The organism is Tessaracoccus lubricantis (genome assembly GCF_039544535.1).
Classification (GTDB): Bacteria; Actinomycetota; Actinomycetes; order Propionibacteriales; family Propionibacteriaceae; genus Arachnia; species Arachnia lubricantis.
Map to the genome: position 1 here is coordinate 12,962 of NZ_BAABLV010000066.1, position 22,447 is coordinate 35,408.

General features: G+C 64.7%; 23 protein-coding genes. 1 reads left to right on the top strand and 22 read right to left on the bottom strand.

Annotated elements, in window-relative coordinates; all coding sequences use genetic code 11:
- Window positions 1-65 precede the first annotated feature (65 nt).
- Window positions 66-281, bottom strand: a complete 216-nt coding sequence (locus tag ABEA30_RS15665) for a hypothetical protein (RefSeq protein ID WP_345584520.1) — start codon at window positions 279-281, stop codon at window positions 66-68.
- Between ABEA30_RS15665 and ABEA30_RS15670 the strand changes: the two genes are divergently transcribed.
- Window positions 265-1,320, top strand: coding sequence for a hypothetical protein (locus ABEA30_RS15670; protein ID WP_345584522.1), 1,056 nt, complete (start codon window positions 265-267; stop codon window positions 1,318-1,320). The two genes, ABEA30_RS15665 and ABEA30_RS15670, sit on opposite strands and share 17 nt — an antisense overlap.
- Here the strand turns inward: ABEA30_RS15670 and ABEA30_RS15675 are convergent.
- From ABEA30_RS15675 to ABEA30_RS15775, 21 genes are all read right to left on the bottom strand, one after another.
- Window positions 1,283-1,864 (bottom strand): hypothetical protein, encoded by a 582-nt coding sequence (locus ABEA30_RS15675; protein WP_345584526.1) that lies wholly within the window; start codon window positions 1,862-1,864, stop codon window positions 1,283-1,285. The two genes, ABEA30_RS15670 and ABEA30_RS15675, sit on opposite strands and share 38 nt — an antisense overlap.
- Window positions 1,861-3,369 carry a M23 family metallopeptidase gene (locus ABEA30_RS15680; protein ID WP_345584528.1) on the bottom strand — a complete coding sequence of 503 codons (1,509 nt, stop codon included), beginning with the start codon at window positions 3,367-3,369 and terminating at the stop codon, window positions 1,861-1,863. Before ABEA30_RS15680 ends, ABEA30_RS15675 begins: the two co-directional genes overlap by 4 nt.
- On the bottom strand, window positions 3,366-5,324 hold the full coding sequence (locus ABEA30_RS15685) for a hypothetical protein (protein ID WP_345584530.1): 1,959 nt from the start codon (window positions 5,322-5,324) through the stop codon (window positions 3,366-3,368). The genes ABEA30_RS15680 and ABEA30_RS15685 overlap by 4 nt, the downstream gene beginning before the upstream one ends.
- On the bottom strand, window positions 5,321-7,834 hold the full coding sequence (locus ABEA30_RS15690) for an ATP-binding protein (protein WP_345584532.1): 2,514 nt from the start codon (window positions 7,832-7,834) through the stop codon (window positions 5,321-5,323). The genes ABEA30_RS15685 and ABEA30_RS15690 overlap by 4 nt, the downstream gene beginning before the upstream one ends.
- Window positions 7,831-8,349, bottom strand: a complete 519-nt coding sequence (locus ABEA30_RS15695) for a hypothetical protein (protein ID WP_345584534.1) — start codon at window positions 8,347-8,349, stop codon at window positions 7,831-7,833. The genes ABEA30_RS15690 and ABEA30_RS15695 overlap by 4 nt, the downstream gene beginning before the upstream one ends.
- A gap of 12 nt (window positions 8,350-8,361) precedes the next feature.
- Window positions 8,362-8,601: a hypothetical protein gene (locus ABEA30_RS15700; RefSeq protein WP_345584536.1), complete on the bottom strand. Its 240-nt coding sequence runs from the start codon at window positions 8,599-8,601 to the stop codon at window positions 8,362-8,364.
- 35 nt (window positions 8,602-8,636) lie between these two features.
- The gene (locus ABEA30_RS15705; RefSeq protein WP_345584538.1) at window positions 8,637-9,656 is read right to left on the bottom strand and encodes a conjugal transfer protein; all 1,020 of its coding nucleotides are present in this window, start codon (window positions 9,654-9,656) and stop codon (window positions 8,637-8,639) included.
- A gap of 259 nt (window positions 9,657-9,915) precedes the next feature.
- Window positions 9,916-10,620, bottom strand: coding sequence for a hypothetical protein (locus tag ABEA30_RS15710; RefSeq protein ID WP_345584540.1), 705 nt, complete (start codon window positions 10,618-10,620; stop codon window positions 9,916-9,918).
- Between the two features lie 223 nt (window positions 10,621-10,843).
- On the bottom strand, window positions 10,844-11,410 hold the full coding sequence (locus tag ABEA30_RS15715) for a hypothetical protein (protein ID WP_345584542.1): 567 nt from the start codon (window positions 11,408-11,410) through the stop codon (window positions 10,844-10,846).
- Window positions 11,411-11,769: 359 nt separating this feature from the next.
- The gene (locus ABEA30_RS15720; RefSeq protein WP_345584544.1) at window positions 11,770-12,420 is read right to left on the bottom strand and encodes a hypothetical protein; all 651 of its coding nucleotides are present in this window, start codon (window positions 12,418-12,420) and stop codon (window positions 11,770-11,772) included.
- Window positions 12,421-15,660: a LysM peptidoglycan-binding domain-containing protein gene (locus ABEA30_RS15725; RefSeq protein ID WP_345584546.1), complete on the bottom strand. Its 3,240-nt coding sequence runs from the start codon at window positions 15,658-15,660 to the stop codon at window positions 12,421-12,423. It lies immediately after the preceding gene.
- Entirely contained in the window at window positions 15,657-16,070 is a 414-nt protein-coding gene (locus ABEA30_RS15730; RefSeq protein ID WP_345584548.1) for a TadE family protein, read from the bottom strand. The genes ABEA30_RS15725 and ABEA30_RS15730 overlap by 4 nt, the downstream gene beginning before the upstream one ends.
- A complete protein-coding gene (locus tag ABEA30_RS15735; protein ID WP_345584550.1) occupies window positions 16,067-16,486 on the bottom strand; it encodes a TadE/TadG family type IV pilus assembly protein in 420 nt (139 codons plus the stop codon). Before ABEA30_RS15735 ends, ABEA30_RS15730 begins: the two co-directional genes overlap by 4 nt.
- On the bottom strand, window positions 16,486-16,869 hold the full coding sequence (locus ABEA30_RS15740; protein WP_345584552.1) for a TadE/TadG family type IV pilus assembly protein: 384 nt from the start codon (window positions 16,867-16,869) through the stop codon (window positions 16,486-16,488). Before ABEA30_RS15740 ends, ABEA30_RS15735 begins: the two co-directional genes overlap by 1 nt.
- Window positions 16,870-16,880: 11 nt before the next feature.
- Window positions 16,881-17,069 (bottom strand): hypothetical protein, encoded by a 189-nt coding sequence (locus ABEA30_RS15745; RefSeq protein WP_345584554.1) that lies wholly within the window; start codon window positions 17,067-17,069, stop codon window positions 16,881-16,883.
- 149 nt (window positions 17,070-17,218) lie between these two features.
- A complete protein-coding gene (locus ABEA30_RS15750; protein ID WP_345584596.1) occupies window positions 17,219-18,115 on the bottom strand; it encodes a type II secretion system F family protein in 897 nt (298 codons plus the stop codon).
- A 5-nt stretch (window positions 18,116-18,120) separates the two neighbouring features.
- A complete protein-coding gene (locus ABEA30_RS15755; RefSeq protein WP_345584556.1) occupies window positions 18,121-18,960 on the bottom strand; it encodes a type II secretion system F family protein in 840 nt (279 codons plus the stop codon).
- An 8-nt stretch (window positions 18,961-18,968) separates the two neighbouring features.
- Window positions 18,969-20,522 (bottom strand): CpaF family protein, encoded by a 1,554-nt coding sequence (locus ABEA30_RS15760; RefSeq protein WP_345584558.1) that lies wholly within the window; start codon window positions 20,520-20,522, stop codon window positions 18,969-18,971.
- A complete protein-coding gene (locus ABEA30_RS15765) occupies window positions 20,519-21,169 on the bottom strand; it encodes a hypothetical protein (RefSeq protein WP_345584560.1) in 651 nt (216 codons plus the stop codon). The genes ABEA30_RS15760 and ABEA30_RS15765 overlap by 4 nt, the downstream gene beginning before the upstream one ends.
- A gap of 130 nt (window positions 21,170-21,299) precedes the next feature.
- A complete protein-coding gene (locus ABEA30_RS15770) occupies window positions 21,300-21,953 on the bottom strand; it encodes an SAF domain-containing protein (protein WP_345584562.1) in 654 nt (217 codons plus the stop codon).
- 3 nt (window positions 21,954-21,956) lie between these two features.
- Entirely contained in the window at window positions 21,957-22,277 is a 321-nt protein-coding gene (locus ABEA30_RS15775; RefSeq protein WP_345584564.1) for a hypothetical protein, read from the bottom strand.
- Window positions 22,278-22,447: the final 170 nt, after the last annotated feature.

A 22,447-nucleotide genomic window follows, 5' to 3' on the forward strand; every position in this document is an offset into this window, starting at 1 on the left:
CCTGAGCGGTCACAGGGACGGGTGTGAGCGAGAACTCTGTCTGGACCCCGCAGGACCGTGTCGCCCTACGTGGTGCCCCGCCCCGCGGCCGAGCCGTCACCGTCACCGACCTGCTCGGTTCCTTCGCCGACTACTACGTCCGGCGTGGCGGCGACATGCGTCCCGGCAGCCCTCACGACGGGCCACAGGCTCGCTTCCAGCCCACGCTCCAGGCGGGCCAGGGTTCGGGTGTCCGGCCACGAGGCACCGGCCAGTACCTTGCCGATGGCTGCGTGGTTCACACCGGTCACTTCGGACAAGGCGATCCTGGGCAAGCCGGCGCTGGTCACCGCCACCCGCGACTACCGGGTGGGTGACGAGACCGGGAAGCGCATCACCCGCGACGTCTGGTACGAACGCATCGTCGCGCGAGCCAAGTACCTGCTGCAGCCCCGCACCAGCATGGCCCGGGACGGCTCCCAACAGGTTCGCTGCCCGGCGACCGGGCCGAACCCCACCCTGGCCTGCCCGCTGCGCCCCGGAGCCTCCGCCCAGCCAAGCCTGATGCCCGTCGCCCGCCGGTCCCTGCCGCTGGTCGACCTGCGCGGGTCGGTCTGCAACAACGCCGGCGGAACGCAGGTCCTCGACGGGGAGCACTGGAACCGTCACGCGATGGGGATGCAGTTCGGCACCGACCGCTGGGCCCGGCACTACACCTCGCTGCGCCAGACCGTCGAGTCGTTCAACCGCTACGTGAAGGACTCCGCGTTCGTCGGCCTCGCCAACCCTGACCGTCGCCGGGTCCGCGGGTTCGCCTCGTGCTTCCTGCTGGTCACGACCCTCCTCATGGCCGGCAACACCCGCAAGGCGTCACGCTGGCTGTCCAAGCCGGTCAAGGTAGACAGCCGTGGCCGCGGCCCGCTGAAGCGTCGTGCGGACGAGGAGGCGACCCCGAGGCGACGTGACCTGACCTACGGACGGGAACGCCGAGCGCCGGGACGACCACCACCGATCTCGCCAGATGCGCCGGCACCCTTGCCGTGGGTGTCACCGGCAGCTGAACCAGCACCACAACATCACCGAGCAAGACCGAAGGCCCTGCCCCGAGACGGGCAGCCGGGGCCTTCTGCTGCCCTCTCGGTCGCTGTTGATGTCCGTCAAGTCTCCGTAAGGGGTGTATCTGACCCCTCCGACGGCGTTCATCGTCCCCTTGGCCTGTCCGGGACCGCGGGACCGTCGCCGCGGTCCAGTTTCCGAATCAAGATGAGCGAGTTCGCCAATCAACCCCAGGCATTCGCAGTCACTATTGGGGTTTCAATGGTGCGGGGGCGATGTCGGTGACGATCCAGCCGGTGGAGCTGCCCGGTTCGACGATGAGCAGCAGGTCAATCGCTCGGCCGTCAGCAAACGTTTGGCGCAGCATGGCGTTGGTGGAGACCAGTTCCATGATGAGCGGGGGTCCTTGGGGGGTGGTGGCCCAGATCCTCAGATCGGGAGCTGCCAGCTCAGCGACCAGCGCTTCGGCCGCGACGGATTGGATCTGCTGGGTGCGCTGGGTGGGGTCAGGGTTGAGCCAGCCGGCGATGAAGGTTTCGGCGGTGTCAATGGCATGGTTCCGTTCGGCCGGCGGGACGGTCCAGTCTGGGTCTTCTCCCCCGTCGTAACTGGGAGTAATCACTACGGGCGCCTCTGGTCCATGGTCGCCTTCATCGGCCTCCTCGTGGGTGTGGGGTGGGGTGGGGTGCTGGTGGGCGCTGGGTGTGTGCATGGCGGTGCTAGGGGTGGGGGTGGCTGTCGGGGTGTCGTCGGGGTTGATCCGGCCTCCGAGCAGGATTCCGACGGCGACGATGACGACCACGCCGATGGCTGCGGTTTTGAGGTTCATGGTGCAACTCCTCGTGTGGTGAGCCAGGTTTCCGGGTTGGTGTGGCGGCCGCCGATGCGTACTTCGAGGTGGAGGTGTGCGCCGAAGCTGTTGCCGGTGTTGCCGACGGTGCCGATGAGTTCGCCGGCGGTGACCTTCTGGCCGAGTGTGACGTAGCGGCGGGCTTGGTGGGCGTAGTAGAAGACGGTTCCGTCGTCGGCGGTGATCGTGGTGAGGTTGCCGTAGGCGGAATGCCAGGAGGTGTCGGTGACGGTGCCGGCGGTGATGGATCGTAGGGGTGTTCCTTCGGGGGCGGCGAAGTCGAGTCCTGTGTGGTACCCCGATGACCAGTTGCTGCCCTTCTGGTTGTAGCGGGCGGTGAGTCGGTAGCTGCCGCGAGCAATTGGCAGTGACACTTCCCCGGATGAGCTGGCTGCCCCGGTGGCGGGGATTCCGGTGCCCATGGCGCCGAGGAAGCTCAGGTGGAGGTGATCGAGGTGGGCGGCGCTGGGGTCAGAGCCGGAGTAGCACGATGCGGCATCGGTTCCGCATGTGCGCCATCCTTCTGAGGCTCGTTCCACCGACCAGATCTGCTTTCGCCAAATGACGTACTTGATGCCGAGACCTTCGGCGTTGGCCCTGGCCCATTCTGCGATCTCTGTGCCCAGGGCGATGCCGGTGGCGCTGGTGTAGTTGGGGATCATTGGGTCGAGCGCGTCACCTGTGTGGTGGTCGGAGTCGGGGTCGTTGCGGACGCCGCCGATCACGTCGATCTGGGGCCAGAACTGTTTGATGCATCTGAGCCCGCGCAGCGCGTCGGCGTTGAGTCCGGCTTCGCTGCTCAGCCCGCTGGCTGGGCAGTCCAGTGATCCGCCGACTGCGCCGGCGCACAGGATCTGGCCGGCTTCCCCTTCCCCGAGTCGTTGGACCAGGGCTCGGGCGAGGGCTTCGTGATCGGCGTAGGCGTATGGGAACGCGGAGCGCTGCACGGATTGTGCTGCTTCGGTCACCGCCATCTCGCGCCAGCCGTCGATGTCGGTCAGGCCAGGGATGTGGGATCCGTCGAGGGAGTCGTTGCCGAGGAAGAAGGTGCGCGCCGCATAGGCGTGGTCGTTGAGGGTGGTGATGTTCTCTTCTTGGGTGGCGCCGTTGGCGTACCAGCCGACCAGGCTGCGCTGCTGGAACAGTCCGACGTCACCGTCGCTGTTGGGGGTTCGGCTGTAGGGATTTGCACCGAGGTCGGACTCTTGCAAGGCGGTGGCGATGCCCACGATCGCACCTTCGGGGCCTGCCCCGGTTTCGATGGCGGCCGCGTAGATGGTGGCAGCTGCGTCGAGCTGGGAACCGGTGAGATCGCGTTCGGTGATGCTGTCGCCCTGCCAGCTGGCTGTGCAGAGGGATGCGTGGGTGGAGCTGACTTGCTGCTGCGAACCACCGACAGCGGTCATGATCATCATCAGCATGACCACTGGGACCGCCAGGGACGCCAGAGCTGCCACCGCGGCGATCGCGATCCACTTCTTCATCGTGTCCTTCTACCGGGTCGTGACCCTGGGCGGGTGGGTGCGAGGCGTCCTCTCTGAGGGGTGCTGCGGGGCGGCGGTTCGTTCTGGGGGCGGCGCGTGGTGCGCGGCGGGCCGCTGTTGGGTGAGGGCCGTGAGGGCTTGGGCCGCGTCGGTGGTGTGCCCGGTTCGGGCGGCGGCGGAAGCTGTGGGCGGGGTTCGCTGGGCCTCAGACGATGGGGACGTGCGGGAGGCGCTGCCAGCACCCTGGTCCTGCGCATGGGCAGCCGCGGGTACTCGTCGGGTTCAACGACCGTGCCGTGGAGGACAACCGTGTCGTCGTCGGTGTTGCTGCGGTGCCGTGGCCTGCTCGTAGCTGGAGGGGCTGCAGAGCTCTGTTGGGGACGTGCAGCTTCCCCGGAGAACACTGTGCGACTGGTGCCACCCCCACCGGCGGCCGCGGGAGAAGCCGCAGGCTTTGGGCCGATCGCTCGACCAGCGAGATTCTTGGCTCGCTTCGCGGTTGCGCTGTTGAGCAGCACACGGCCAGCCAGGGCCGGGTTGCCGGTTAGCGCCGCTGCCCCGACCACAGCAGTGTTCTTCAGAGCGGCGCGGCCTTGCGGTGAAGACAACACCCGGCCAGCACCGTAGAGTCCTGCCGCCTTCATCAGGTGAGAGCCTTGGCCTGGAGGTGCCAGTGGGCGGGGGGCGGGCCCGCCAGGGGGTTTGGACATCCAGTCGGTGAGTCGGGTGGTAGCTGCCTTGAGGGATTTGCGGTAGCGCACGAAGGCGATCAGCCCCAGGATCATGACGATGAGCATGATGACGAAGGCTTTGGAGGGCTGGCCTTCATGGGCGCGGAACACCGCTTGGATCACCATGAGATAGACGGCTAGGAAGAACATCGCGAAAATGAACACCGCGATGCCGATGAACACTTCTGCGAAGGAGTGCGCCAGGGGCCGTCTGGCGCCGCCTGGGAGGACCGCAAGGACCAGGTTGATGATGGTTTTCAGCGCGGCCAGCACGGTGGCCACTAGGGCGAGCATGACGGTGCCGCCGATCAGGATCGCCATCACCAGGACCATGATTCCGGCGGGGGCCTGGATGAGCGCCGAGGTCACCATTCCCCCATTGGGGGTGTCTGCGTAGCTACTAGCGGCTTTATTGCAGTCGCTGACTGCATCCCGAATGTCTGATTCGTAGCCGTAGGGGCCGGCGCTGACTGCTGTGTCGTAGGCCTCTTCGCAGTCGCCGCCGTCGAGGATCTGACCAAACGAGACCAGCTGGGCGGGCTGGCGGACGAAGGTGGTGATCAGCTCCGAGGTGATCGCGTTCTGGTCAGACTGGGCCTGATCGCCCATGGCAGCGACCAGCTCCAAGGTGTGGTCGCGGGCTTGGTAGATCCAGCCGTCGGGGCCCGCGACCAGTTCTAAGGGGTTGGCGAACGCGGTCACCGACAGCGCCACGATGAAGCATGACATCAACATCTCGTAGACGCCTCGGGCGATTTTGCCTCGCAGGATGAACACGGCGCCGACCAGGCCGGCCACCATCAAGAATGCTGGTGCCAGGCCGAACTGCGTGATGATGTTGCGGATCGCGTCTCCGACAGCGGTCAGTGGCGCGATGATGACGGTGAGCCAGTCGAACGACAGCACCCAGTCGACGAACCAGATCGCCAAGGCGGTCAGGCCGAGATATCCCTTCCACAGGAACTCGGTGAGCATTGCCGACACCGACGCTCCTGGGTCGAAGATGTCGCTTTTGAAGTTGATGGCCAGCTCGTAGTTCCACAGGTTGATGCCCTTGGCGTCAGCGAGCTGCACCCAGGACAGCGCGGGGATGGTTTGCCCCATCGAGGCGCCACTTTCGTCGGCGACCACGAACGCGACGTTGCCGATGAGCGTCAAGATGGCAGCACCGATCAGGGTGCGGATGAGGATCCGCACCCAGCGTGGTGGCTGCCTGTTGTTCACGCGGCTCGGTCCTTCCTGCCGCCGGTGCGGGCGGCCTGGTCTCGGCTGGTCAGGGCCGGCGGCAGGATTCGGGCTCGGCCCACCGCTCCGGAAGCGTCACGGATGAGACATTCGCCGCGCCGTTGCACGGGCACGTCGTCTCCGAGCTGGGGTGAGGTGTCCTTGGTGACCAGCTCGATCAGGTCTTGGTCGGTGTGGTCGAGGTCGAGCCAGCGCAGCCCGTTCTGGGCCAGGGTCTTGTCCTTGTGGCGCATCAATACGCGGAACGGGATCAGTCCACGCATCGTTTCGGAAGGGAAGTCTTCGTCGGGGTCGTGGGATCCGAGGTAGACCACGGCACGGTGCTTGCGGCCGTCGCGGATGAAGTCGACCAGCTCGTTGGTTCCTTCGGTGGAGCTGGTCACTGCGTGGGCTTCGTCGACGACGAACGCGGCCAGCTGGTCCCGGTTGGAGAAGCACTCATGCTTGGCGATCGAGGTGATCAGCGCGAACACTGCGCGGCCAAACAGTTTCTCGAGCCCCATCTGGCGGAAGAGGTGTTCGTGGTCGAGTTCGGATCGCTTGGGCAGTGTCAGTTGGTGGGTGCGCACCACGATGATCGGGTGGTCCAGGTTGAGCGCAGGCAGCTGCTCGTCGAACACGACCCTGCCAAGATCCTTGCGGCTGAACACGCGGATGAGGCGGGCCAGCTCCTTGGCCCCTGCAATGGTGCAGTCGTCGGCCAGATGGTTGACCAGGGATCCGAATCCGGTGATTCCGTGAGTCTTGAGGTAGTCGGTTTCGAGGACTTCGGACAGCAGCACGCCCTGGGCTGAGGTGGGGGCGATGTCGAGCAGAGGGGTGAGGAACGACTGCGCCACCCGCGATCCGGTTGCGGGGTCGAAGATCCGCAGCGGATCCAGCGACCACTGGGGTTGGGACACATCGACGATGCGGGGGTCGGCCAAAGCGTCGGCCCACACAGCCCACTCCCCCATGTTGGTGCGATCGGTGACGATGACTCGGCCGCCGCGATCGAGGATGGCGCCGGCTTCCTTCTTGAGGGCGAAGCTTTTTCCGGATCCGAGGTCTCCGATGTAGGCCGTGGATCCCGACACGTTGCGGTCGGTGGAGCCATCGGGGTCGTGGAAGATCAGCGGGGAGGAACCGCACGGGGTGTGCTCGTCGAGCATGGGGCCGTTGTTGATGGAAATGGCCAGCAGGGTGCCCGCGTTGTCACCGACGTGGGCGGTGGACAGGGGCACCATCGCGGAGAGAGCTTCCGAGGTGGTCAGCTGGGCGTACTCACGAGTCATTGCCGAGGTGGGCACACCGGGGTGGCACTGCCACCACATTTCCTGCTGGTAGCCCACCGGCTGCGACAGTTTGTAGCCGGCCTCGCTGAACCAGCCAGCCAAGGCCCTGGCCTGGGCGCGCACGTCGTCGGGGTCAGCTGCCGCGACGCTGAGGATGAAGGTGGCCTGGCATTCGACTTCGAGCTTGTTGCTTTCCATCAATGCGGCGTACTCGGACAGGTCGGAGGCATGACGGTCGAGCGCGGAGACCCCGTGCGACAGTTCGCCTTCACGCTGATTGAACTGCTCGTTCAATGTCTCTAGGGCGCGTTGGTTGGATCGCAGCACTTCGCTCGATGAGCGCACAGTCAGGCGCATGGCCCAGTCGACTGACAGGCCGCACTCATCGAGACGGCCAAGCATCTCCCCACCGGGGAACGGCAGTTCCCCATCGGGGACGTCTGAGACCATGAGCATGGCCTGATAGGACGCGGCGTCCTCATCGCCTGGCGCTGGGGACTGGATCTTGAGGTAGCGCCTCTTAAGCGGGTGGAAGGAGGTCTTCTTCTCGTCGTCGGTGCGGCCACCTTCGTCGAGCAGTGGCGCCTGCAGAGCGCTGCGGCCCTTGGGGAGGTTTGAGGGTCCGCTCTGGGGCAGCAGTCCGTCGAGGTAGAGGCCGCGGTCGATCATGTGTTGGTGAAGCCACACCATCTGCGCCGGCGTGGCCGGGGTAGGACGGAAGGGCGCGGGGATCTCTTCGGATATCTGCTTGGCCTTCATCGCCGCGGCCTTGAGCTGCTGAGTCGAGGGCTTGACCACTGGCAGCCCCAGCGCCGATTCGATGTTGGTACGGGCGGCCTTGAAGGTTGTAGACATCGTCGATCCTTCGTTCGACAGTGGCACCGACAGCCAGAAGATCCGGTAGCCCGGCCGTAGGGTCTCGATGGTGTCCAAGGTGGCTTCGCACTCAGCCACCCAGTCGGGGCACTGCTCCGGATCGAGACCGTCGAGCATCCTGTCGACGACCTGGTGTGGGTCCAGGGTTGAGCACAGCCCTAGCATCAGCGATTCACCAGGAAGCGAGCGGAACAGTGCCTGGTGCAGCAGCCGTACCCGTTCCTTCTCGTCAGGTGCCCTGAGCCCATAGTTGACGCCGGTGAGCAGAAAGTCAGCCCACACCTGGCCGGAGGCGGTGAACCTCAGATTGTCGTAGAGGGCGATGGTGGGGATCTTCATGATGCTTCTCCTAGAAGGAGTCGCTGGACCCCAGTCAGTGCGGGCATGGGGCGCTGAACGAGGTCAGGCTGCGAATGAATCAGGATCTTGTCCTCGTCGGGTGCAGCTGAGACGGGGACGGAGGAGGATGTGGGGACCGGCTCGAACACAGTCACCGGGCCTGCCGCCGTGGAGGTGTGAGGTTTGGGGGCTTTCACTGAGGCACCGTTGAGCCGGTAACCGCGGTTGAGAAGGTTGAGCGCACCGGAGGCCAGCACCACCGGGTTTCGCATACCCGGTGGCAACTTCCCTGACGCGATCACCGCTCCGACTGTGAGTCCGATGAAGATGGTGGCGTTGAAGATCAGGCTGCCGTGGGCCCAGAGCCATGTGGTCTGGGACAGCACGAGCGCGGTCACCACCCCGGCGGCCACCTGGGTGTAGGTGTAGGGGCCGCCGGGGATGCGGGTGCCGTCGGGTGTGCGGCCGATCAGCTGAGGGAACTTCCTCGCCCTCGTGTACCACTTCAACGCCATCGCGAGCTTTTCCTACGGGGAGGTCAGCTCGGAGGTGAACATGCCGGCGAGGATGTCGATGCCCAAGACGCCGGCGATGAGGATGCCTGCCGTGACCAGGGCGCCAACGATCTTGGCCACCGACAGCTTCGATGCAACCGCGTTGACCACGATGAACGTGATCGCCAGCGCGACGACTGCCACCGTGATGGTGGCCTTGAGATCAGCGGCTAGGCCGTTGACGAAATCAAAAACGCCTTCCAGAGGAACCATGAGAGTTGAACCCTTCGTGAAATGAAACCTGATAGTTAGGGATTGGTGTTGCTAGTCGGGATAGGACTGGGGTCGGGGTCAGCGACGGGCACCTCCTCTCCCCCCAGCAGCGGAGATCCTTTGATCTCGGTGATCTCCCACCTCGATGAGCGCAGCGACATCGCAAGCACGTAGTCGAAACGGGTGGCTGATTCGGTGGCATCGAGCGCACGAGTGCGCACCATCACCACCACGGAATCCCCCTCAGCAGGGCTGGTGGCCGGTGCATGGTCAGCCATGACCGACTCCACAGTCAGGAACACGTAGGGCGCTGGCGTCACGGCTCGGATCCCCGATTCCGGTGAGATGTAGCGCGTGATGTCACCACCGCCTGCCAACAGCGCGGTGAGGAAATCGACGGCGGCAACAGCCACCGGATGGGTTGATGGAACCGTAGAGCGGAACCCTGCCCCAGATGAGGGAGCTGCCGTGGTGGGCCCTGCGACCTCGGCGGGCAGCATGAGAACGCTGAGGATCCCATCAGCGTCCACAGCTACCGGCACCTGGAAGAACCGTCGCTGCACCGTCTGGGTGGTGGCGCCCTGATCGGTCGGAACATCGCTGGTGACGGTCACCCCCACTGTCACGATCCACGCGCTGCCATCCCATACCGAGTCAACGGCGCTAGGGGCAGATACGTTCAGGCCCTTGGCCGGCAGATCGGCAGAGGGCAGCAGCCCCGACACTTGGTGCTCAGAGCCGCGACTGGCGCCTAGCCATGCCATCACGGCGTGTTCAGCCATCCCGGTGGCTTGGAGCCGGCCGGGGGGTTCGGTGGGTGCTGCTGCGATCGTGGACTGTGGTGCTGGTCGAGCTGCTGCGCTCAAGGCGACGGCGCCGACGCCGAGTGCGAGGGGGGCACAAGCGACCATCCCCCACAGCACGACTCGGGTGGCGGTGGTGGCGAGCTGCTGGCCGCGGGTCCAGTTGGCGGCTGCGATCTTCGCGGGGGGCGCCTGATCTTCGTCAATCGGTGCAGCGTCGGCCGGCTGGCGGCGCTTGTTGAGCAGCTTCATGCTGTGGCCTTTCGTGCTGTCCGGCGGGACCGGGATCGAGCGGTCCCGCCAGACGCGGTTGAGGCCTTCCGGCGAGCGGCAGCGATGACGGCTCGAATCTCGGCTGCCACAGCAATATCGAGGGGGCATGATGCCAACTCCCCCACTCGACATTGGGTAGCGCGGTCGATGCCTGACATCTCCACTTCCTCTCCTTAACCTCTACCTACGAAAGCCATCGGGATCAGACGTATGTGACAGCTCTCTGGGGATCTTTTTCTTAGACGTCGGCCGCGTCAGCGGCCACCGCTGCGAGCCGAGCACGGGTGCGTGAACACCTCTGGCGGATCACGTCAGCTTTGACGTGTCGACGCTCGGCGGCTTCGATCGCGCTGTAGCCCTGGATGTAGATCTCGTGCAGCAGCTCGATGTCGTGTGCGGCGATACGGCCTTCGGTCAGCGCTGAGTGAACCAGCAGCTTCAACTCATGCTCGGGGCCCGATTCGTGGTATCCCGGATCGAAGTCGCCCAGGGGACCACAGCGATCGTCGTCGTCCTCGAATCCCCGGCGGCGGGTCAGGTTGAGGGCCACGTACTTGGTGCTGTGTGCGGGGTAGTCGGCAATGGCTGTCCACACATCACCGATCAGGGTCTGGAGATGATCCTCCAGGGTGCCCGAATACTGCACCCGAGTGATCGCGTTGTTGAGCACTCGGGGCAGGACAGCCTGCAGCACCATCCGCGACGCGAGGTAGCTGTCGTGGGTCACCAGCTGGTAGAGCAGCTCGTTCGCGGTGGCGGAATCGGAACGGTCGATCAGGTCGAGAACATCACCGGGACGGGTGCAGCCGGTGAACCCCATCTGGCTGACTTGGCGGTGGTATTCGGCGGTGGCGTTGATCGCCACCCATTCCTGCGCAAGACCTTCCAACGTTGGTGAGGTGATGGTCTCGGGAACGGTGTCGTGGGAGCGGAAGACCTGCATGGAAGGCCCCTTTCGGTGAGTTGGCACCACCTACTCAACTCAGACCCCCTTGCCCGAACCCTTGCCCAATCCGGCAAGACCCGAAAAAAGTTCTACAACCGCTCTGACTAGGCCTTTCACAGAGGACCTTCGTGCGGCGTCATGCACTTGCCCTCCCGCCATGGGCATGAAAAAGCACTGCGGAGACATCTCTCGGGGCGTCTCCGCAGTGCTCTGCCAGGGGCTAGCTGTCGGTCACCACGACCTGGATCTCACCGATCCTGACGCTTCCACTGGTGTCGGTCTGGAAGGGAATCACTCCTGAGCGGCCGATCCCGTTCCAGGTCACTTCCCAGTTGGAGGTCGCCGTGATCGTGTACTCGCCCTGCTGGTCATAGCCGGCCTGCCGGCCACATGCGACCGGGGTCTGCGGCCCCATCGAGGCCGGGTCGAAGCGTTGCCCGATCCCGCACTCAATAGCTGCTGAGCCATCGCCCAAGTCCCAGGTGATGTTCTTCAACCGGGCGGTGATGTTGACGGTGTAGCCGCGTTCGGATGCCGAGTTAGAGATCGGGCCGGTGGTGTTGGGGCTCGTGGTGTCGGCCCACAGCCACACTGGCAGACCCACCGCGCCGAGTGAGCTGGGGTTCGCTGCAAGCGGCTCGGGTGCGATGCCCATGTCGATGGGTTGGAGGTTCACGGCCGCCAGGGCACGCCATGCCAGCACTTCCGGATCCGGGGGTGGTAGCTCCGGCGACGCGGGAAGCCATCGCTGGAACGACAGCCCGAAGTCGGGGTCGAAGATGTTCACTCGCGGCGGCGTGCAGGTGTAGACGTTTCCTTCTGTCCTGCCACCCCAGATTGCATCGGTGGCCGGCGGCTGTGGTTCGGTGGCCTTGCACCAAGCCCCGACTGCGCTGCTCCACGTACCTGCGGTCGTGGCACAGGAAACTTCGGTGCTCCCGTAGAAACATGTGGTTGCCTTCTCTCCCCCGCGACCAGGGCTGGTGGAGCCTCCCCCGCCGCCACCGGAGCCTCCCCCACCGGGGCTGCATTCCTCAATCCAGCAGTTACCCTGATCATCACACTTCTGGGTAGGGCAGGCGGATGCGGTCGGTGCCCACACCACCCCGAGAAGGATGATCAGGGAGGCGACGACGAGCAGGCGCCTCAGCACGGGGCCAACTCTGTCTCAGACAGCGCTGCCCGCCACGATCCATCAGGCAGCTGCTCCATCAGCACCGTGACCTTCATCGTCTGATCCGGCTGGAGGGCGTTCTCTCCACCTTGCTCGCCGGTATCGATGTCGACGGTCTGCAGATGGGCCGGGTCGAAGCAGTAGTTGACGGCCGATGTCATGACACCATCAGTGTTGGCCTCCGGTTCAGAGATCTCAGCATCACGAAGGACCAGATCTCCCTTCCGCATCAGGTTGTTCTCACGGAGCCGCATGATCGAAGCGACCGCGTCGGTGGCGAGCTGTCCCGTGGTGACGTACTGGATCTCGGTCAGGTCGTTCAGCTCCGGATCCCGAGCGAACTTGTCCGTGACGTTGATATAGGCCTGCCAGCCGGCGCGCACCTCAGCCTGAGCAGGAGAATCCCCAGTCACATCATCCGGGAACGACTCGACTGCCGTGGGCGTCGGGGACGGGGACACCGTCGTCGGCGTCGGCGTGGGCGTCGGCGTGGGCATCGGCGCAGCGCTGCTGGTTGTCGGCGTCGGAGTGGGGCTCGAGGTTGGTTCGGTTTCGGGTGTGCAGCCGGCCAGGAGCGCGCCGATGGTCAGCGTCGCCACGGCGATCGTGAGGCGGGTGTTCATCTAGATCATCTCCATCAGGTCGGTCACGGTTGCACCTTCGTCCAGATGGCGAAGGAAGTCAGTGGTTTCGGGTTCGGGCGGGCAGTCGAAGCCTTCGAGCTGCGCGAACAGCCGACTGGTGGCTTCCTCCACTGCCTCCCGGTTGTGGCGAGCGTAGGCAGCCAGGATCCTCATTCGCCAGAGCTGCTCGTCGCCTGGTTCGATGTCGATACCAGTGGCGAGGGTGGCCTCACAGGCGAGCCATTCTTCGTCGACCAGCTGCCTCAGCGCCAGCTCGTAGCAGACATCAACAATCCGCGAGATCATCGCCTGCTGGATCGGCTCGGCCCAGGAGTAGTAGCGGTTCCTCACCGCAGCGCTCTTGAACGGAGTGCCCCTCACCAACCGCACTGCGGCGGCGAGCTGCTCCGTCGAGACCCCCGTCAGAGGGCCTCGGGTAGCGGCCTCGAACTGATACCAGTCGCAGTCGATGCCGGTCAGCTCAAACGTGTTCACGTCGAGCCGCAGCTGACCATCCTCGTCGGTGCCCAGCCACTTGCGTAGCCGTGACGTGGCCGGGTCCCTGGTCGTGGCGTTGTTCTCCTTCTTCCGGTTCGGCCAGATCGCATCATCAATGGATCGGGCCGTGACCGTGTCTTCGGTCAACGCCAGATAGGCCAGGTACTCAGTCAGACGGGCTGCACGATTGGGCTCCACCACACCGCCAGCGCCTTCCAGCTCGACCGTGCCCAGAACACGCAGGTACGGCACACCCTCTGTGGGTCCGAAGGTTGCGGACAGCTTCTCGGGCTCCTCACCCTGCTCGGCTTCCTCAACCGACTCCGACACGTCCAGATCCTCGGGCTCCTCAACAGAAGCATCAACTTCAGCCAGCTGCGCGGATTGCAGGGCCTCAACATCTTCCACGTCGACTGCGATGGCGACGGGCTCCCCCTCATCAGGGAGGTCATCCTCGCGCCCGGTGTGGGCGTTGAGCCAGTCGGTGGCGTCGTCGACCAGGGTGTCGATGATGTCGGGGTGGGTTTCGTTGTAGATCGGCTGCCCGTGGTTGGCGACGTCGACCACCTCGAGAACGCGGCGGTATCCCTCGGTCGAGATCCGCTGGGGGATGATGGTCAGTCCGAGCGGTTCGAGGATGACGTTGTCGCCGCTTGTGGTGTTGATCGTCCAGTCTGCGGGCGAGCTGTCGATTGCAACCGATGCGATCGCGACTCGGGGCAGTTCGGTCAGGAGCCGCTCCAGCTGGTTCTGCTGGGTGTCGGTCAACGGCTGGGTGAGCATGATGACTTCGGGGAACCAGGTGGAGGGTGCCACCGCACTGACGCGAGCGTGGTGGAGATCAGGGGCGTCGTCAAGCTGCAGCGCCAGGCGGTCGTTGTCTGCACGTCGTTGCAGCTCGTCAAAGAGCCGGCCCACGGTGGGAAGATAGCGGATGCGCCCGGTCTGGAGTACGTCTTCCATTTCGGGGAACGCCCCCACCACGGTGACGGTCAGGTCGTCGGCCCAGCTCGACGTGGCCAGTTCGATGGCCATGGCGGCGAGGATCTCCTCGGCATCGTTCTTGTCGGCATCGATGTTGATCGACCCGACGGTTTCGAGGTCGGCCAGCACATGCGCGTCTTCGAGATCCTGTCCCAGGCAGACCAGGGCGGGGAAAGGTGCGGGGATTTCGGATAGGGCGTCGCGGTCGAGTTGATCGGTGTCGTCGGCGTGATAGGACCACAGCATCCCAGAGGCTGTTCCGATCCACGGTGCTGGCAGGGTTTCTGCCTCGGTGGTGTAGATCTCGAAGGTGGTTCCGGTCAGGCGAGCGACGCGAATCTCGGGCAGTGGTGTGTTGGTGTCGCGGCAGTGTTTGGCCAAGCCTCGCAGGGCGAGGTCGACTTCTTCGATGGCCAGCGGGTTAGCGACGGCGCGGAGTTCTCGTTCGACGACGGCGGCCGCACCGGTGGGCATCGCGAGTTGCGCGCCGCGGGCCCGCTGCCGGCGCTGGTAGAAGCGCCGCGACGCGATCAGCCCGACGACGCCGCTGGCAGCCAGCGCTCCAACGCCGATGGGGGCACGCACCCCGATGTCGTCGGAGTCGTCCTCGGAGACGGTGTCGTGGATGATCGGCTGCGACGCCGACGACTGGGAGCTGCCGATCTCTGCGCGGGCTGGCTGCGGCGTGGGGGCGGGTTCTGGGGTGGGGGGCGCTTGGGTGGCAGCCGGCTGCTGTTTGCTGGGGGCGGCTGTTTCTGGCTCCTGGGGCTCTTCTGCTGTTTCCACCTGAGATGGCTTGGGCTGGTCCGTGGTGGGGGTTGCAGCGGCCGGCGCGGCTGCGGGGGTGTCGAGGGTGATGGTCAGTTCGGTGCCGCTGATGATCAGATCGGGATCGGTCAGCTTTGACCCGTTGGCCTGCACCACTCCCCTGTTGGCCTCGAAGATCTCCATGTACCGATCACCATCATCGAGATGGTCCTCGGCCAGCTCGTAGAGGGTGTCTCCGGGTTCGACGGTGTGGTCGATGGTGGCGCGCTTGGCGGCAGCTGCCTGGGGGGCGGCTGCGGGGGTGTCGAGGGTGATGGTCAGTTCGGTGCCGCTGACGATCAGATCGGGATCGGTCAGCTTTGACCCGTTGGCCTGCACCACTCCCCTGTTGGCCTCGAAGATCTCCATGTACCGATCACCATCGTCCAGGTAGGTGGCGGCGAGGCTGTAGAGCGAATCCTGGGGGCCCACGACGTGGGTTGTGGTTGCGCGCTCCCGTGTGGGCGCCTGCATCGTGGTGTCACGGGAGCTGCTGGTGTCCTCTGCGGCCGGGGTGGTGGAAATGGTGGTGGCGCTGACGGTTTGTGCTGGCGGGGAGACAGTGGTGGTGTCGGCGTTCGCAGTGCCTGCCAGGGCGGGGCCGGCGATGAAGGCAAGCATGGCGGCTCCGACGAGTTTTCGGGCAGCACCTTGGGGGAGGGAGAAGCCAGGCATCCGCGGTGCCGGCACTCGACGGATCGCGGCCCAGATCTCCACGAGGAGGGCGATTGCCAAGTAGAGCCACGCTAACCACGCGACGACGAGGAGGACGACCGCGATGAGTGTTCCGTCGTCGCGTGAGGTGAGAGCGTCGAGGATCTGGCTGCCGGTGGGGATGGCGTCGGGAAGGAGTGGCCCGGTGAGCCACCACAGCACCACGGGGACGCCGGCGAGAAGAACTGCGACGAAGAGCAGAGCGAGCACGCCCAAGATTCGGCGGGTGAAGTTCATCGTGGCGCTCCTTGGTAGACCTGCTTCGTTTCGGCTTGTGCGCTGCCGGTGACGGTGACGCTGCCCACGCCGATGGCGGACAGAATCACGGGGCTCCAGCTCACCCGGGTGTCGACGGTGATGGTGGTGCCTTCGACGTGGACATCTCCAGCTACGCCGGCGGCGCTGAGATAAGCGGCTGCAGCTTGGCGGCCGCGGGAGACATCAACCAGACCGGGACGGCCCAAGATCGGGTCGCCGGAGATCGCTTGGCCTGCAGCGCGGGCAGCTTCGCGAGCGACCTGGTCAGCTCGTTGCGTGGCGCGGAGCTGGGAGCCGCCGTCGACGACCAGGCCCACGATCATCAGCACTGCGGTCGTGATGATCACGGCCCACAAAGTGACTGATCCTCGTTCGTTGCGGCGCATCATCGTTCCCGGTAGGTGTCGATGGGGCTGGTGGCTTCTGCGGTCAAGGTGACCGATCCGGGAACACCGGGCAGGGAAAGGTCGCCCAGGCGAACGGTGCAGGACACATCGGCGGTCACCGTCGCGTTCTGGCCGACGGCGGCGGCGAAACCGGCTGTGTTGACGTTGGTGCTGGTGCTCAGGCACGACAGTCCGTTGGACGCCAGCGAGAACGCGGCGACATGGTTGGCTGTGCTGGTGGCCTCGCCTGCGTTGCGAGCCACTGACGCAGCTCGTGCGGCGTCGTAGGCCACTGCCTGAATGGCTTGATGTGCCAAGGCGAGGCGGCCGCCCATGATGACCAGGCTGATCAGCAACAGCGTGGCTGGGATGACGATGACGAGTTCGAGTGTGGCTGATCCCCGCTCGGCGCTGCGCATCAGGAGATCCTTTCAAGAGGCATGGTTGCGCTCTGGTGGATCGGCATCTGAGGGATCAGGAACGGGAGAAGGTTCGGGGATTCGACGCTGACGATCGCTGTGGTCGTTGTACCGGTCGACGACACTGACACCGATATGCCTTGGGCTCCTGCTTCTGCAGCGAACGCTTCGGCAGCCGCCGCGCCCTTCCCTGTCGATGATTCGTAGCTGGCTGAGACCCTGGCGCCCTCTTGGGCTGCGGACATTGCCACGTTGCGGGCGTGGAAATACAACCCGGCCTGGACTGCGGCGAACAGCATGATCAGCAGCACGGGGAACAAGATCACCATCTCGATGGTGACTGACCCGCGCTGCCGATCACGCGCTGAACGTCGTAGAGCCACGAAACTTGGTTCTACTGGGGGATCTTGGCGACGTAGCCGTTGATGATGGCCACGATCGCGGCGATGACGGCGACTGCAGCCACGGCGATGCCGGCAGCCCAGATCACCTGCTGCAGCGTGATGTCGCCGCGTTCCTTCTTCTCCCGCAGCAGGGCGGGGGCTGCGACAAAAATGCCGATCAGCCAGTGGAGTGCGTTCATTGGACAGCGGTTCCTTCCTAGTTGTCTGACTTCCTCACTTTGAGGAAAGCCAGTCTCGAGACCTGAACGTGACAGGTTTCTGACGATAAATGGCATTCTGCCTTGTCATCAGGCCAGAAACTACGAGGCGTAGCGTCCCTGTAACGCCGTCACATCATCGTGATCATGGACAGCAGCGCCGGAACGACCAGTAACGCCAGGAACACCAGGCCCAGCACCGCCACCGGCGCGCTGCGCTTGGTCGATGTTTCATTGGCTGCAGACAGCTCCCGCGCCAAATGCGCCTTCCGCATGGCCTTTGAACGCTGTTTCAGGGTCTCGTAGACCCCAGCGTTCTCGTTGCCAGCGATCCTCATGATGTGAGCAAGCTCGGTCAGTTCGTTGACCATGTAGCGCTCCCCCAGCTGCCCCAGCCGCTCCCACGGGGGGATGCCAGACAGCCGTGAGTGAGTCAGCTCCTCAGCTAGGCGCCTGAACACCCACGAGTCAGCGACCTCTGCGGCATCTTCCAGCGCCTGCCGCGGTGAGGTGCCAGCCCGCCGTTCCATCGCGACGAGATCCATGTACGAGCCCAACACATAGGTGAACTCGGCCCGAGCCTTCTTCGCGTTGTCACGCACGTTGTAGTCGGGGATGAAGCTCAACACCACGGCGAGCAGGATGCTCCCGATCACAGGAATCGCGATGGGCATCGGCACCCCGAGCACGTACAGCAGCGCCGACATCACCGACGGCAATGCCAATCCGACAGCCGCGAAGGTGACCTTCTGGGCCAAGAAGCGATGGGGTGGGATGCGCAGGATCTCCAACTCCACTTCTGGAACCTGGAACCTGTTGCCCAAGCGTCGCTGCAGCCAGTAGCCGATCCGATCGTCCAGCGACGTGGGAACTCCCGTTCCCTCCCCCGCGGTGGCGGTCATGATTCCAGCGCTGCCGCTCGACGCATCGAGGTAGGCGCCTAGTGCGGGGTGCCGAGGGGCGTATCGCATGATCAGAAGAACCGGCCCAGTTGCGATCAGGATTCCAGCGACGAGCGCCAGCTGCATTTCTGTCACGATGCCACCCTCTCCAACAGACGGGGCAGGGGTTCAGCCCGGTTCATCCTTCGCAGCCACACCAGAACACCCACGTAGGCAGCCAGGAGGACAGCCAGGATGGGCTGGCCAACGGTGGTGCCGTAGGGCGCCACGTAGGAGCCGCCAAACAACAGGAAGCCTCCAAACACGACCACTGTGATCAGGGTGACGTATCTCACCGTGGTGGTCTGGCGTGTGCGCTCGGCCTGCACCATGCGGCGTGACGAGACATCCTCTGCTACCGATTCTGCTAGATCCTCGAGGATCTGGGTCAGGCCAATGTTGCGACGGCGTGCGCCCAGAATCAGGGCGCACACGATCTTGTCAGCTGTGGTGTCGCCCAGATCATCGGCAAACCGCCGTAGGGCCTCTTCACTACTCATCCGTGACCGCAGCCGCGCTACCAGGGCGTTGACCTCTGTTTGGATGGCGGCCGGGGCCGAAGCCTGTGAGGTGGCGATCGCCTGCTCCAAGCTCACGCCGGCGCCCAGGACACCCGACAGTGAGCGGGTCCACTCTTCGAGTGCATCGAGCTTCTTAATTCCGGACAGGTCACTTCCAGCGCCCAAGAGGTACGGCAAACCTACGATCGCAGCTGGAACCAGCAGGATCAGGATCACCCATCCGGTGACCAACCCGGCGGCCAACCCGAGAAGGGCTCCGATTCCGAGCTTGATCCGTGTGGCGCGGCTGATCTTCTGTGCATGTCCGTTGGTGCGCTGGGGCTTCGATGTCGACTCAGCCACTGGCATGAAACCGAGTACCGCCACGACGATGCCGACCCCGACTAGGGCCGCAGCAACGACGGCGATCACGGCCGGATTCATGACAGCTCCCGTTCTCGCACGAACCCGTCATAGTCGAAGCCGGCTTCAACCAGATCCTCGACGTAGGGCGGCACTGTGTGGGCACGGGCCACGCCGGTGCCGTCGTCTTTGAAGATGTCACTGAACGAGACGCCATCGGCGGTCAGTTCGATCGCGATGATCTCAGTCACCCGGCGCACCCGCTTGACCCGTTCACCCTTTGCTGCAACGTTCACCTTCTTGATGAACGCCACGTAGTTGATCGCGGACGCGATGGTCCTAGTGGCGTAGACCTCCGAGACTCCCGGCACCTCAAGGCAGCATGTCACCAGCTTGTTGTAGGTGTCCCGAGCCGAACGGGCGTGCGTGGTCGAGATCGACCCGCGACCACCCTGCATCGCCTGGATCATCGCCATGATTTCGCCGCCGCGCACCTCGCCCACCAGCAGGCGGTCTGCGTTGTGGCGCAGTGAGCCGATCAGCGCCTCAGACAGCTCGAACCGGCCCGCCTCGCGGCCATCGGGTCGGAACTCGCCTTGACCCTGCCGCGCCTCGATTCCAAACACGCGGGGATGCTTGTTGGGCATCTGCTCGAGGTGCAGCTCACGGTCGGTCTCGAACGTGATGATGCGTTCGCTGGGGGGAAGAGCCGCGCACAGTGCACGACACAAGGTGGTCTTGCCTGCGCCTTGGGCTCCCGACACCACGATAGTTTCGCCAGCTCGCACGACGGCGGTCAGGAAGTTGGCTGCCAGTGGAGTGAGGGTTTCCTTCGCGATGAGGTCATCAAAATCGACATCGACCATGCCGTGGAGGCGGATCGTCACCATGGGCCTCAAGGTGACCCATGCGAAGGCTGCCAGACGAGCTGACTCGCCCAGGGGCAGGTTCATTTCGGGCGTTGCGGGGCTGAACGGTCGAGGGTGCTCTCGTGACCGCGAGGCCCAGAACTGCAGATCAGCGATCAGTTCTTCATCGCTGTCAGCCACGGCTGGGCCATCGCACATCGTGCCGTCTTTGAGTTCGACGTGAACCACGTCGCAGCCGTGCATTTCGATGTTCTCGATCCACTTGGAATCGACTAGGGGCTGCAGCCGGCCCAGGCCGAACAGCGCATCGAACACGGCGCGGCGGATCTTTCCGGCTTTCACGTCGTCGGCCTGCTGCCCTCTGCTCATCTCGTCAGCGATCAGACGGTCGACCAAGTCCGCGATCACACGACGGCCTAGCGCGTGTTCCTCTTCCTCCGTGAAGTTCGGGGTGCGCTGTTCGGCAATCGCGTTGGTCGCGGCCACTCGCAGGGCTTTGATCTGTGACCAGTCCAGGTCCGACTGGTCCCACACCTCATCGACGTAGGCCGGAGGCGGCCCAAAGGTGTGCTGAGGCCTCTTCGCTCCTCGTTTGGGTGCTTGCGTCCAGGTCGGGGGAAGCTCGTGAACAGTTACTCGGGCCAGCGGGGTGAGGTTCTCCTCCCCCGGCACTGCGGCGGGGAGAGGGCCGGTAGCGCGGTCGAGACGGTTCCAGTCGTCACGAAAGAACTCGAAGTCCTCCAAGGGGATGGGCTGAGTCATGCGTTGTCTCCTCTCAGAAGTCGGCGCGAGGCTTCGAGTTGGGCCTGAATGGCTGCTGCAGATGGTGGGAGCGACCGGTACAGAGGGCTTCTGTCGAACCGTCGGCCAGGCTTCGCGCCGAGATGGAACACATCAGCCGTGGTCGGATCGTCGGGCAACGTGGTGATCACAGGCAACTTGAGTTGCTTGGAGACATCCTCAGCTGAATAGGGGTGGCCAGGACCCACGAGCAGCAGCCCCGCCCGCCCCGAGTCAGCACCGACGGTTTCGCTGAGCTGGTCTGCCCAGTAGCGGGCCGGCACGAGAGCTGGCAGGGTGCTGCGGGTCACTAGGATGGCGAGATCGGAGCTGTTGAGAACCGCAGAGGGGCTAGCCGTCATGCCCAGTCGGCCGAGATCGACGATCACGTCAATGCCTGCCCCATCGAGCTTTCGCAGCTCCGCTACGAGAGCCTGCCAAGCGTCATTGATCACTGCCGCGTGCGCTGGTGACCGGGGGCCGGAGAGCAATCTAATGTCGGTGTTGGGAACCACAGTGGCGGCGTCCATCAAAGGAGGCACCGAACCGGTCTGGCGGTAGCGGACGGCCAGGTCGAAGACCGATACCACGCCGTTCGGCGCGTATTGGCGCATATAGCCGGTGAGCATGGCTGAGGATCCAGTGGGATCGGCTTCAAGGAGCACGCAGGGCCGCGGCCACGCGAGAGCGAGCCCAATCGTCGTCGTCGAGACCCCCGGCGATCCGGAGGCCGAGCACAAGGAGATGATGGCCATCAGATCAGATTCCCTTCACGATCAGCGCCAGGCGGCCGGTGGCTGAGAGGGTGGCCACGAGCGGGGCTTGGGCGGCATCGACGGTGACATTGACCACAGTGAGGTTCGTGTCGACGACCACCTCAGTGGTGACGATGACAGCCTCAACATCAATGACCGGGGAGTCTGTGGTGACGTCGTCGCCTTGCCGTGGCGTGGAGATCAGTTGGACGATTTGGCCCGGTTTGAGGCCCCCGGCGGGCATCTGCGGTGGCGTCAGTGCAACGCCCACGAGGGCTTGTCCTTCGACGGGGGCGATCTCTTCCCCAGTGGAGCCCGGAACGACCAGGGCGCCTTGGGGGAGATCCACCCTCACCGTCTCCCCCACGAGTCCGGCCATGTCGGCGCCGGGGACGGTGCGCAGAGCAGGGTCTGGGTGGACATCCACAGTGGTCAGATCCTCGGCCGTCAACTGCGCTCCGCGGGGCACATCGCGGGCAGCCACGACCACAGGCACGGTGTCCTTGACCATGTTGACCACCGTTCCGGCGAGGAGAGCTCCCAGGGCGATGAGCAGCGCCGACAGCCCCCACAACCACGGGCGCCGGCGCGGCTTGACGTGGGTCAGCGCAACGTCCTGCGGCACCTCGGCCTTCGTGTCTGCTGGGGTCTTCTTCATGGTTCAGTCCTTGATGTATTGGGTCAGGGCTTCTCGGATGAGGTGAGTGCGATCGCGTGCCCCGAACTTGTCTACGAGTTGATCGAGATAGTCGAAATCTGGCTGGGTCAGGCGGAAGGGGAAGAGCTTGGTGATCTCGTCCACGACTGGGGACTTCTTGGGTCGTGCAGAGAAACCCGAAGCGTGCTGCGCTTCCTGCTCCTCCCCCGTGCCGAACAGGGAGGGCAGTTGATCCATGTGCTGCTCGATCGCAGCCACGATCATGTCGCCAGCTGACATCCCGGTGCGTTCTCGGCGCTTGGCGATCGCTGCGACCAGGGCCACCGGGAGATTGGCCGAGGACGGACGGTGTAGGTCACGTTCGTCCTTCCTCCTGGCCCTCTCCCGCCGATTCTCTTCCACGACTGGTCCAGGGGCAGCTGGAATAGGATCCGAGGCTGTCTCCTCGACAGCTGCAGGAGGGGTCTTCTTCTTCCGTGCCAGCCCACGGACAG